14 protein-coding genes are annotated in these 12,397 nt (G+C 34.8%); 11 read left to right on the forward strand and 3 right to left on the reverse strand.

Features of this window, described 5'->3' with window-relative positions; all coding sequences use genetic code 11:
* The 5 genes from PHI38_RS06665 to PHI38_RS06685 all read left to right on the forward strand — a co-directional run.
* On the forward strand, nt 1-1,144 hold a 1,144-nt coding region (locus PHI38_RS06665), incomplete at its 5' end, for a cytochrome c biogenesis protein (protein WP_299854157.1).
* Between the two features lie 10 nt (nt 1,145-1,154).
* A complete protein-coding gene (locus PHI38_RS06670) occupies nt 1,155-1,856 on the forward strand; it encodes a DUF2461 domain-containing protein (RefSeq protein WP_299854159.1) in 702 nt (233 codons plus the stop codon).
* A 3-nt stretch (nt 1,857-1,859) separates the two neighbouring features.
* Nucleotides 1,860-2,810 (forward strand): ferrochelatase, encoded by a 951-nt coding sequence (hemH, locus tag PHI38_RS06675; RefSeq protein WP_299854161.1) that lies wholly within the window; start codon nt 1,860-1,862, stop codon nt 2,808-2,810.
* Nucleotides 2,811-2,819: 9 nt separating this feature from the next.
* Nucleotides 2,820-3,449, forward strand: a complete 630-nt coding sequence (locus PHI38_RS06680) for an HAD family hydrolase (RefSeq protein WP_299854163.1) — start codon at nt 2,820-2,822, stop codon at nt 3,447-3,449.
* A gap of 45 nt (nt 3,450-3,494) precedes the next feature.
* On the forward strand, nt 3,495-4,739 hold the full coding sequence (locus PHI38_RS06685; protein WP_299854165.1) for a hypothetical protein: 1,245 nt from the start codon (nt 3,495-3,497) through the stop codon (nt 4,737-4,739).
* Here the strand turns inward: PHI38_RS06685 and PHI38_RS06690 are convergent.
* Nucleotides 4,728-5,117 carry a hypothetical protein gene (locus tag PHI38_RS06690; protein ID WP_299854167.1) on the reverse strand — a complete coding sequence of 130 codons (390 nt, stop codon included), beginning with the start codon at nt 5,115-5,117 and terminating at the stop codon, nt 4,728-4,730. The genes PHI38_RS06685 and PHI38_RS06690 overlap by 12 nt on opposite strands.
* A gap of 56 nt (nt 5,118-5,173) precedes the next feature.
* On the opposite strand from PHI38_RS06690, the gene PHI38_RS06695 reads away from it, so the two are divergent.
* From PHI38_RS06695 to PHI38_RS06720, 6 genes are all read left to right on the forward strand, one after another.
* On the forward strand, nt 5,174-6,100 hold the full coding sequence (locus PHI38_RS06695) for a cation diffusion facilitator family transporter (RefSeq protein WP_299854169.1): 927 nt from the start codon (nt 5,174-5,176) through the stop codon (nt 6,098-6,100).
* Between the two features lie 96 nt (nt 6,101-6,196).
* Nucleotides 6,197-6,976 (forward strand): TOBE domain-containing protein, encoded by a 780-nt coding sequence (locus PHI38_RS06700; RefSeq protein WP_299854171.1) that lies wholly within the window; start codon nt 6,197-6,199, stop codon nt 6,974-6,976.
* Entirely contained in the window at nt 6,977-7,723 is a 747-nt protein-coding gene (gene modA, locus PHI38_RS06705) for a molybdate ABC transporter substrate-binding protein (protein WP_299854173.1), read from the forward strand. It abuts the gene before it with no gap.
* Nucleotides 7,720-8,112 carry a molybdenum-pterin-binding protein gene (locus PHI38_RS06710; protein WP_299854176.1) on the forward strand — a complete coding sequence of 131 codons (393 nt, stop codon included), beginning with the start codon at nt 7,720-7,722 and terminating at the stop codon, nt 8,110-8,112. Before modA ends, PHI38_RS06710 begins: the two co-directional genes overlap by 4 nt.
* A gap of 8 nt (nt 8,113-8,120) precedes the next feature.
* Nucleotides 8,121-8,801, forward strand: a complete 681-nt coding sequence (gene modB, locus PHI38_RS06715; protein WP_299854179.1) for a molybdate ABC transporter permease subunit — start codon at nt 8,121-8,123, stop codon at nt 8,799-8,801.
* Nucleotides 8,798-9,670 carry a sulfate/molybdate ABC transporter ATP-binding protein gene (locus tag PHI38_RS06720; RefSeq protein ID WP_299854182.1) on the forward strand — a complete coding sequence of 291 codons (873 nt, stop codon included), beginning with the start codon at nt 8,798-8,800 and terminating at the stop codon, nt 9,668-9,670. The genes modB and PHI38_RS06720 overlap by 4 nt, the downstream gene beginning before the upstream one ends.
* 25 nt (nt 9,671-9,695) lie before the next feature.
* Here the strand turns inward: PHI38_RS06720 and PHI38_RS06725 are convergent, their stop codons facing one another.
* On the reverse strand, nt 9,696-11,258 hold the full coding sequence (locus PHI38_RS06725) for a nitroreductase family protein (protein ID WP_299854185.1): 1,563 nt from the start codon (nt 11,256-11,258) through the stop codon (nt 9,696-9,698).
* Nucleotides 11,259-11,404: 146 nt separating this feature from the next.
* The gene (locus tag PHI38_RS06730) at nt 11,405-12,265 is read right to left on the reverse strand and encodes a hypothetical protein (protein WP_299854187.1); all 861 of its coding nucleotides are present in this window, start codon (nt 12,263-12,265) and stop codon (nt 11,405-11,407) included.
* Nucleotides 12,266-12,397: the final 132 nt, after the last annotated feature.

The raw sequence follows: 12,397 nt of genomic DNA on the forward strand, positions 1-12,397 counted from the left end.
GCATGAGACTATCGATGCGCTTCAGAGTTTTGACCCTAAAACATCTCAAAAAGTTAGAGATATCGCTTTTGAGTACTTCTCTGCTATAGAGAGTTCACTAACGAGTGGCAATTGGGCTAGCGCGGATGTGGCTCTTGATAAAATTAAAAATTATCAAAGATTTTACGGCTCGTCTGTTCTTCCAACTGATGAGAGTATCAAAGCTGAGATGTTTTATAACAAAGCAAATATCTTTGAGAGAATTTATCCTCTATATTTCATATTAGGATTTTTCCTTTTAATCGCTAGTTTTGTTAAGATTTTAAAGCCAAGCCTTAAAATAAAGCTTCTCTCAAATATCTCTCTACTCCTTCTAACACTGCTATTTGCAGCGCATACGGTGGGCTTAGGACTTAGATGGTACATATCTGGCCACGCACCTTGGTCTGATGGATATGAGTCTATGATATATATCAGTTGGGCAACCGTTTTAGCTGGTTTCATCTTCTCAAAACGCTCACCTATGACAATGGCATCAACTGCTGTGCTAACGGGATTAATCCTTTTTGTAGCACACTTAAACTGGATGAATCCACAAGTAACTAACCTAGTTCCAGTTCTAAACTCTTACTGGTTAAGTATACATGTTGCTATTATTACTGCTAGTTATGGCTTTTTAGGTTTAGGAGCTCTCTTAGGGTTTATTACTATCTTACTATTTATACTTAAGACACAAAAAAATGAGAAACATATCTCATCTTCTATCAAAGAACTTAACGCAATTAATGAGATGAGTTTGATGATTGGTCTTGCATTTTTAACGCTTGGTAACTTTATCGGTGGCGTTTGGGCAAATGAGAGCTGGGGTAGATACTGGGGCTGGGATCCAAAAGAGACTTGGGCACTAGTTACGATTTTAGTTTATGCTGCTGTAATTCACCTTAGATTTATAAAGTCAGTTTATAGCGACTTTAACTTTAGTGTTATTTCACTTCTATCGTACACATCAGTTATTATGACTTACTTTGGAGTGAACTACTATCTTGCTGGAATGCACTCATACGCAAAAGGTGATCCGGTTCCTATTCCAGAATTTGTACCTATAACATATGCTATTTTATTTGTAGCTATAGCAATTGCATTTAGAAATAGAAAGCTAGCCTAAGGTAATATAGTTGGAATTTAACGGATTTAAGGGGGCTATCCCCTTTCTAGAGGCTATTCGTAAAAACAATACTAAAGAGTTTTTTGAAGCTAATCGTGATATTTACGAGAGAGTTATACTAAACCCATCAAAGGCTTTTGTCCTCGAGATGGGTGAACATCTTATGGCACTAGAGCCTCATGTTACACCTGAGCCAAAAATAAATAAATCCCTTTTTAAAATGTATCGAGATATCCGCCGAATGGGTGCTAACAAAGAGCCTATGAAGTCTAAAGTTGGGATTATTATCCCTCAAGATGGTTGGGATGGTTGCAGGCTTCAAAAGTCATCTTTTTATATGCACTTCTCACCAGATGAACTTTTTGTCTCTGTTGGAGTTAGATGGTTTAACAAACCCATGCTTGATGCTTATAGAGAGTATATAAGAGATGAGAGAAGAAGGGTCGAACTTGATAATTTGTTAAAGAGATTAAACTCTATGGGTTATCTAACCATAGAAAAAGGGTACAAAAGGTATCCTAAGGGCTTTAGTGAGGATATGCTAGGTGTTGATTTGAGTCTACAAAAAGGTATGGCAACATATAAGATATTGCCTGCTGATACTATAGAAGATGCAGAATTGCTCATAAATACGCTTTATAAGATTTATGAAGATATGCTTCCACTACAACGTATAGTTTATGAAATAAGCCAAAGGGCAAAAGAGGATTAAGCCATGAAGAGAGAAGCGATAGTTTTACTAAATATGGGTGGTCCAAATAACCTTGAAGAGGTTGAAGTTTTTTTAACAAATATGTTTAATGATAAAAACATCATAACAGTTAAAAGTTCACTCTTAAGAAGATTTATAGCTACTATGATTACTTTTTCAAGATCTGAAAAATCACAAGAGATATATAGACAAATCGGTGGAAAATCGCCTATCGTTGAGCTTACCAAAAAGCTTGTAGCGAAACTTCAAAGTAGAGTAGGTGAGAGTGTTATAGTTGATTTTGCTATGCGCTACACTCCACCTTTTGCTTCTGAAGCGATACAGAGACTTAGTGATAAAAACATTGAAAAAATCTATCTTATCCCTCTTTATCCGCAGTACTCAACAACAACTACTAAGTCTTCACTAGAAGATTTTGAAGAGCAGTATCACTCAAGTGGTAGCGATGCAATACTAGTAGAGATAAAACACTTTTTTAACAACAAGAGCTACAACATGGCTATCTTGGAGCGTATAAAAGAGAGAGTATCGCTTGAAGAGATAAGTGAGTTTGATTTAATCTTCTCCGCTCATGGTCTGCCTGTAAAAGTGATAGAAAAGGGTGATGCTTATGAGAGACAAATACGAAAGCATATCTCTATCTTAGAGCAGATGATGCAAGATGAGGGAATAAGATTTAAAAATATCCATCTTGCTTATCAGTCAAAAGTAGGTCCTATGGAGTGGCTGAAGCCATCTTTAGAGGATAAGCTCAAAGAGATTAGAAATAAAAAAGTCGTGATTTTTCCATTAGCTTTTACTATAGATAACTCTGAGACTGATTATGAGTTAGAGATTGAGTACCGTGAAGTTGCTCATACTCTTGGTTATGAAGAGTATAGAGTTTGTAGATGCCCAAATGATAGTGATTATTTTGTAGAGGCTCTTTTAGAACTATATGCAAAAATGAGGTAGATGAGTGTTATGAAAGTAGTTATTTTTGATATGGATGGCACGCTGCTTGACTCCAAAAAAGATATAACAAGCTCTATAAACTATGTAAGAAAGATGAACCATAATCTCTCAGAAGTTAGTGAAGAGTATGTTGTAAAAGCTATAAATATGGAAGTAAGAACTCTATCAAAACTATTTTATGATACTCCACTCTATGAAGATAGAGACAGAGAACTCTTTGAGAGTCACTATGAAAATGAGTGCACCAAAAATGTCTACCTTTATGATGGCGTAGAAGATATGCTCGAAGAGTTGGTTTCAAAAGATATAAAAATATCGGTTGCAACAAATGCACCAACTCAATTTGCTCTTCGTATGCTAGAGCATTTGAGAGTGAAAAAACTCTTTGATGTCATTATTGGTGCAGACATGGTAAAGAACTCAAAACCAAGTCCTGAGATGCTTGAATATATACTAAAGTATTATAGATTTGATAAAAACTCTCATAAAGCGTGGATGGTTGGAGACAATACAAAAGATATACTCAGTGCGCATGCTGCTGGAATTGAGCCTATCTTCGTTACATGGGGCTTTACAGCGATTAGTACACAAAGTGTAGTAGCTAAAGAGCCAAAGGAAGTATTGGAGATAGTTTTATAAAAATTTATGATAAAATAGACATGAATTCACCTTAAGGATAAAGAGATGTTTGATATCGATTTGCTCATTGCATTTGCTTTTATGGGGCTTCTATTTTTAAGACAGATATCAATTATAAAACAGCCAAACAAAATAAATTATGCTCCATTAATGATGGGCATAGGCGCTATTAGTGGCACTATCCATTTCATAGCTCATCCAGAAGCTTCTCAAACTCTACTTGTTTTAAAAGAGAGCCTCATTCCCATTTTAGTATCTTTAATTTTATATGTTGTTATGAATATTTTACACCAAACACAACAAGCACAACACTCTAAAACAGAGCATGAATCAACAAAAGATTTTTTACAACAGTTTGCGCAACTAAAAGAGTTTAGTGGTGATTTAGAAAAAAGATTGATTCTAAATCAAAACGAAGAGATACAATCTCAAGAGCATCTTAGAGAAAAGTTTAAACACGATATGAAGATGCTAGATACCATACTTGAAAACCAAAATAAATCTTTGCAAAATTCTCTGCAGATGAGAGAGTGGTATGAAAATGTAAGTAAATCGTTTGAAAAATTTACAGAAGTCCAACTCCCCTCACTAGATAATGTCGTGCATAAGCATATAGATATACTTCGTGTAGCAGAACAAGACCACTTTAACAAAGTTAAAAATGTCCTCTCAAAAGCTCTACAAAGTAGAGAAGAGATAAAAAGTGAGCTTGATGAGCTAAGAGGAAGTCTTGCAGAAATTGGTAATATATCTCAAACAATTGCAAATAAAATAATAAGAGACACAACAGAGAAACTATCAGAAATCGTAAGACCATTTGAAAAAGAGATGCTTTCTCTAAAGTCGCATACAGAGGGAGTAAATACTTCACTTTATGAGAACGATAACAAGCTTCATAGTATTCAAGAGAGAAGTGAACTTATCATGAACCAAATGAACCTCTCTTCTAAAAAGATGCAAGAACTTCAAAGCCAAAACAGTTCACTGCATGATATATATACGATGATGAGAGAGTTAATGAGAGATATCGAAATGATAAAGTCAGAGTATGTAAGGGCGCAATCACAATTAAGCTCAATTGTAGATGATTTTAAAGAATCAAAAGAGGATGAAGCAGCTGCTCATAAAGCGCAGATAGAGGAGCTTTTATCAATACAAAAGAGTGAGATACAAGTACTCATTAAAAACATAAACATTCAGAGCTCTCAGCCAGAAGATGTAACTTCAAACTTAAAATTTTTATCTAAGCAGGCACAACTTAAAAATAAATACTCAGAGCTAGAGAGCTAAGTAGATAAGAAAAGGGTAGATTAAAAGCCCTATATATGGTAAAAAGTTATTGATTGGAGCGAGTAGTATTAAAGAGAGTTCATGCGAGAGCTTTCTCTTTGTAAATACCTGCTCTAGTAATAGTATCTTAGTTGAGATATCTGCACTCTTTAAAAACAATAAAATCATAGCATAGAGGTTATACTCACTAAGCATTGCAAAGCCTATACTAAAGTAAAAGGTCGGCTGCATAAGCAAGAAGAGAAATATACTCTTTGAATAATATTTATTCATCCTTAGAAGCATGCCCATTATGCTTGGAGCTCTTTGCCACCAAACCTCATAAACTTCAAGAAAAACAAAAAGAAGTATGTAGTTTAAAATTAAATCATCTATCATGGTTAAAATGGTACTATAAATAGATAAAAAACGACTGCATAAAAGAGGTAATTTAGGTGAATTTACATGATAGAAAAGGCAAGATACTAAAAAAAGTGATATTTTTAAATATAGCACTTGTAATTGCAGAGATTTTTGCTGGTATATATAGTGGTTCGATGGCTCTCTTAGCCGATGCGTTTCATAATCTTGGTGATGTTTTGGCTCTGTTTATCTCACTCGTAGCTATTATTTATGGTGCAAAAAAAGCAAACGATTTTATGACCTTTGGATATATAAAAGCCGAGATGATGGCGGCTTTTGTAAATGCTATATTTTTGATAATTACTATGCTCTTTATTTTAGTTGAGTCAATTGAGCGTTTTTTTACACCAAATCCAATAGACGCTCCTGTTGTCATAGTAGCTTCACTTGCGGCACTTTTGATAAATGGCTTTAGCACGTGGTTGCTTAGTAAAAGTAACATAGAGCATCATCACCATCATCATGATGGGCATGAACATCATAACCATGAAGATATGAATATAAGATCAGCATATCTTCATATGTTAGGCGATGCTGTAATCTCTTTTAGTGTTGCAGTTGGTGGAGTGCTTATCTACTTCTTTGGTATAGTTGCAATTGATTCTATTTTATCGATTATATTTAGTATATATATTTTAAGAGAAACACTTCCTCTGCTTAAAAAATCATTCTATTCACTCATGGATTCAAATACCGATGATGCTAAAGAAGTAGAGGCTATTATGCTCTCCTTTGATGAAGTTTTATCTATCCATGATCTTCATCTATACCGCCCTAGCTCAAGCGAGTACTATGGCTCTGCTCATATTGTATTTAAAGATGACTTGACACTTAGTAGCGTTGAGAAGATTTTAGATGCCATTAGAGATAGGCTATGCGATAAAGGAATTACGCATTTTATAATCCAGCCAGAGAGCAGAGAGTTTAATCAAAATTCTATATATTGTGCGCATCACTAGCCATAAATAGATACTACTATTTTCAATATATATTAAGCTATATAGCGATAAAGTTCCTCAACGTGTAAAGCACACTAAATAAGGAAAAATAATATAATGAAATTTCTATCTGAATTGGTATTAATGGATGGAGAGAGCTCTTTTTTACTTCAAAAAAGAGTAGCATTACTTAGTGCAATTGAAGAAGTTGGAAGCTTGAGCAGAGCCGCAAAAATGGTTCCTCTTAGCTATAAAGGTGCATGGGATATGATTGATTCTATGAACAACTTTTGTCCAAGTCCAGTTGTTGAAAAGGTAACTGGCGGAGTAGGTGGTGGTGGAACAAAACTGACTGAGTACGGTAAAAATTTGGTAAAGACATATGAAGTTATATATAAAGAACATCAGAAATTTTTAGAGACTATATCTCATGTTACTGATTTTGAGAGCGGTAGTTTAAAGTTTTTTAGGAGATTCAATATGCAAATAAGTGCAAGAAACCAGCTGGTTGCAACAATACAGACTATACAAAGTGATAAAGTAAACGCAACTCTGCATATGAAGTTAAAAAGCGGATATGTTATGACTAGTGTTATTACCGCAGGCGCAGTTGAAAATTTAGGAGTAAAAGTAGGCGATGAAGTAATAGTTATATTTAAATCAAACTCTGTTCTTCTCTCAACTGATATGGACGTAAAACTAAGTGCCATGAACAAGCTTAGTGGAGTGGTCGAGAAGATATATTTATCAGAGATAAATTGTGAAGTTGTGGTAAATGTTGGAGGCGATCATATAGCGTCAGTTGTTACAAAAAGTGCGATTGAAGCTCTAGATATAAAAGTAGGCGACAATATCAATGCCATAATCAAGTCAAGTGACGTAATGATAGGAAAATAGATGAAAAAAATCATAGGCACAGTAACAATAATTTTAAGTTTGAGTAGCTCACTCTTAGCAGATAGCATAAAGGTTTTTGCAGCCTCAAGCACAAAACTCGCAATGCAAAAGATAATTGAGAAGTTTAATGTTGTAAATCCAAATGATGAGATAGTGATTACTTATAGCTCAACAGGTAAGGCTTATGCACAGTTTAGTAATGGTTTTGCGTATGATATATTTATGGCGGCAGATAGCACGTACCCAGCTAAGATAGATGAGGATAAAAATGCCATAACAAAGCCAGAGGTTTATGCACTTGGAGCTGTTGCACTCTTTAGTACAAACAAAGAGCTTATAAAAAAAGGTTTAGAAGCTTTGCGCGATGAGAAGGTAAAACATATATCTATCGCAAATCCTCGTCTTGCACCTTATGGAGTTGCAGCGATGGAGATACTTAAAAACTACTCGCTAGAAGAGGTCGCAAAGCCTAAGTTAGTCTTGGGTGATAACATAGCTCAAAGTGTTCAGTTTGTTGATTCTGGAGCTGCTGAGATAGGTCTTGTGGCTTATTCGCTTATAAAGACAAAACGAGATGCGGATGAGTTTATGCTTATAGATAAAACAAAGTACTCGACAATGGAACAATCTTTCGTTTTAACTAAGTATGCAAAAGATAAGCCGCTTGCAAAGAAGTTTGCAGAGTTTATCCTAAGTAATGAAGCTCAAGATATTTTTGAAGAATTTGGATTTGGCAGAGTTAAATGAATAGAGTAAGCGGGATAATTAAAGAGGTAAAAAAGAGTGGTGAGATAGAGCGTCTAATCATTGAGGCTCAAAATGAACTCTTTAGCGTTCTAATACTAAGTAGTAGTGAGAGTTATGAAGTCGCTCAGAGAGTGGATCTTCTCTTTAAAGAAAATGAGGTTATGGTAGCTACGGTAGAGTCTAAAGTAAGTGCGAGAAACTCTTTTGTCTCAAAAATCATAGAGATAGAAGAAGGTGAGATTTTAGCAAATGTAACTTTTGATTTTTATGGCTTAAGGATTTCATCTATCATTACAAAAGAAGCACTCAAAGATTTGGCTTGTTGTGTCGGAGATGAGAGCAGATGGTTTGTAAAATCAAATGAAATCTCAATTTTAAAAGTTAATTAGGAGAGCGTATGCAAGAGAGCTTTTTTCAAACTATGGAGCTAACTTTCAAGTTAGCTGGTATTACTACGATTATACTGCTCTTTATCGGTATTCCTCTAGCGTACTATCTCTCACAAACCAAATCAAAGTTTAAACCTGCCTTAGAAGCTCTCGTATCTATGCCTTTAGTTCTTCCGCCCTCAGTTTTAGGCTTCTATCTACTTCTTGCATTTAGCCCTCAAAACGCTTTTGGTGCTTGGCTTGATAGAGTTTTTGATGTAAAGCTTGTATTTAGCTTTGAAGGACTTATTGTGGCTTCAATCATATTTAGTTTGCCTTTTATGGTTCATCCGATTCAAAGCGGTTTTAGCTCACTCTCAAGCTCTCTAAGTGAAGCTTCATACACTCTTGGAAAAGGTAAAATATCTACTCTTTGGCATGTACTTTTACCAAACATAAAACCATCACTTCTTAGTGCAAGTGTTATAACCTTTGCGCATACGGTCGGCGAGTTTGGAGTAGTTTTGATGATAGGAGGCAACATTGCAGGAGAGACAAAAGTTGCTAGTATCGCTATATATGACGAGGTTGAAGCCCTAAACTACGGTGTTGCAAACCAGTACGCTCTTACTCTTTTTATCATTACATTTGCAATTTTGCTTTTTGTATATGCTATAAATAAAAATATGATAAGAAGTGAGCTTAGATGATAGAGATAAACATAACTAAGCCCTTAAACACGGCAGATGGAGAGATAAACCTAGTTGTAGATAAAAAGATACAAGATGGTGAATTTTTAACTCTCTTTGGAAAAAGTGGAAGTGGAAAAACAACACTTTTGCGAATCATAGCAGGGCTAGAAGTACCAAAGAGCGGATATATAAAAGTCGATAATGAAGTCTGGTTCGATAGCACTAAGGGCATTAACTTACCTGCTCAGAAGCGAAACGTAGGGTTTGTTTTTCAAGACTACGCACTATTTCCAAACATGAGCGTAGAAGAAAATCTAAAATTTGCCCTGCAAAATAAAAATGAGTTAAGAAAAGTTGATGATATATTAAAAATCATGGAGATACAAAATCTCAAAAATATGAAACCACAACACTTAAGCGGTGGACAAAAACAAAGAGTCGCAGTCGCAAGAGCACTTATGAGAGAGCCTAAGATGCTTCTTCTTGATGAGCCACTCTCTGCACTTGATAGTTCAATGAGACAAAAACTCCAAGACGAACTCTTTTTAGTTCATCAAAAATTTGGCATCATCTCCTTACTTGTTAGCCATGATATCAGTGAGATTTTTCGGCTCTCAAACAGAGTCTTTAAGATTTCAAATGGAGAGATAACAGATGATGGCTCACCAAGCCAAGTATTTGCAAACCAAAACATCAGCGGAAAGTTTAAAATAGTTGGCGAGGTTTTAAGTATCAAAAAAAGTGATATTTTATATATCGTAGAAGTCTTGGCAAACAATGAAATCATAAAAGTAACAGCTCTATGGGATGATGTAAAAGAGCTCTCAAATGGTGATAAGATACTTCTTTCAAGCAAAGCGTTTAATCCTATTTTGAGTAAGATTTAACACTTTTATCTAGCAAAGATTATTCTTATCGATCATCCGCATATGCTTCTTTTGTTTGGATTCTACTATCAACATAACCGCGACCAACAGTAAAATGATAAAGACTCTGGAACTCATTGTTTTTAAGTCCAAGCAGAGAGTGCATCATGTCGTCCAAGAAACATCCAATTCCCGTACCGCTTAGACCCATAGAAGTTGCATCAAGGTAGAGTTGTTGTCCTATCATCCCACACTCCCAGTAGAGCTCTTTGTATCTATGCGCTCCATGAGTTTGGAGTTGCTCTTTGAAGTTACATAACATTCCCAGAGAGAGCGCCCCATCACTGGCAATGGCTTGTGAACAGCTGATTGCTTGACTTGGCATCTGCATATCACGACTCTCTAAAACAAACAAGCCCTCTAGCTCACTGCTTTTCCATAAAAAATCTGAGTGCATACTTTTTTGTAAACTCTCTTTATCTCTTTTGTTTCTAATAAGTATATAAATGCCTTCGTCCATCTCCTCTACGCGATGAACAAAAATAACTAAGTGAGCGGAGTTCTCTTTGCCATCAAGAGAGCTATAAACACCATGGAGCAGAGTAAAGAACTGCTCTTTTGTGATAAATGATTGCTCTTTATCCATTACATGTACACTTCTACGATTTAGGATTACTGTTTTTGACTCTTTTGTGGGAGTTGGTAGATGAGCTTTTCGTTTTTGCTCTTTTTGTGGCAACTCTTCTTGTGAAGTTGCTTCCGTTATCTGAGGGATGATTTCCCACTCGTACATACTTGGACTAAGCTTATTTGCTACTCCATCATAAAGTAGAGGTAAATCTTGCAGTAGAACCTCAATCGATAGAGCAGGGCTTAGATACTCACTCGAAACTACTAAGAGCATATCCGCGTGTTCGCTCTCACTAAATCTTCTCTCTTGCGAGAGTCCAAGTAGTTTGTTTATGTCGGCATCACTTACACTATCGAGTCGCGTTATTTTCCAGCCTAAAGCTTTTGCCGAAACTACCAAAGATTGCCAAGCGTGACCAGCGTCGAGATTTACATATCTAAAAGCTCTCTCGCCATACTTCCACACTTCTCTCCATGAAATACTTGAGAGTCCTATGATAAAACTATTCTTTGGAAGGCTATCCCAAAAGTTTGTATCAAAACTAGCTAAGGCTTCAAGAGAATGATTTTTTGGAGCATAGTGAAAAAGTGTAGTTTTGCCATTTTGCTCTTGTAGTTGTGGCGGTAAAAGGAGGTACGCTTCAGTTGGATGTAAATTTCCACTCGAAGCGTTACAACGAACTGCCCACGAGCCATCTCCTGAGACTTTCCAAGCTGCTATACCCATAGAAAACTGTAAAAGTTGTGAGAGTGATTCTTTTAGAAGTGGAGCGCAAGGCAAATCACTATCAAGAAGATGATACGGTGGAGTTGTGTGCTTAAAAGCTAATGGAAGCATAAAGTTTTCTGCTCCTCTATACTCACGAAAAGGGTTAGGCTGCGTAGCCCAGTCCATATATCCTAGTGAACGTGCATATCTCTGTTGTGAGTGTTTTGTTGCTTCATGGTAAGCAAATGTTGTTTGTAAGTTTTTATTCATATGTGCAGTGTAGTAAATATATCTTAAATCAAAAGAGAGGTAGATGATTTAAAGATATGTTTTATGTTTATTTCAGGAATTATTACATCAAGCTTTAATCTATGATATGTCGTAAAAGTGGAGATTCACTCACAGGGGTGTAATCTTTATTTATTTTTTTCTAAGTATCTATTATATTGACTCATTGTTATGAGTAAAAAACCAATCGCTATTAGTAAATAAACCGCATATAAAATATCTTTATAATCATAAATTACAATTTTAAATACCATCATTAATGCCTCTATTGAGAGTGCAATAATTATTGATATTAAAAATTTTATTAGAAGTTTATTTCCTCCATGTGCCTCATGGTTATGCTCTTTAAAAACCACTTCATGTTCTAACAAATTTTTGGCAAGGTCAAAAATAGCCAGACCCAGTGTTAATGCGATAGTAGATTTAAAGATTGACTCAAATAGATTATTTGAAACTAAAAAAAGGTTGTTTAAAAAATCATAAATTGCATAAAAAACCAATATTAATGCAAATATTGTTAGGCTCATGCCAATAATTCCGTACACAACTTTTGAAGCATTTGCAAAAAATTTTGATATTGTATCTATGTGGTTATATTCATTTAGTAATTTGAAAAGATTAAAATCTAAAGCTATAAATCTATCATCTATTTTTTTAACCAAAGTTATAGTGTATTTCCCTGTTTTAGCAGACATATATGGGGAACTAATATAGTACTCTTTATTTTCAATATCTATATTTTCTTGTAAAGTTTTTTTTAACTTTCCTTTTGATGAAGCTGTTTCTTGTCTATCTCTATTAAAGATTGGAGAAAGCTGTATAAAATTTTCATCTACAGCATATATTGTATCAAGTGAGCTAAAATATAAAAATACTTCATCAAGATTTTCATTTTTTATACTATTTACATGATTGCTATCAAGTTTATCTAGCAGTGTGTTTAAAATATCTATTTTATTCTTTTTAAAAATATTAATAAACTCTTTCATAACTAAACTCCTTTAATGTTAAATATATTTATATTTTACACCCTTAGTATATAAAATGTTTAAAAGTTATTCTGCCTCCTAGGTAGCAACAAATATGTTCAATCATCTCAAACATTTAACTTATCAAGAAGT

The sequence above is a fragment of the Sulfurimonas sp. genome, assembly GCF_028694895.1.
GTDB lineage: Bacteria > Campylobacterota > Campylobacteria > Campylobacterales > Sulfurimonadaceae > Sulfurimonas.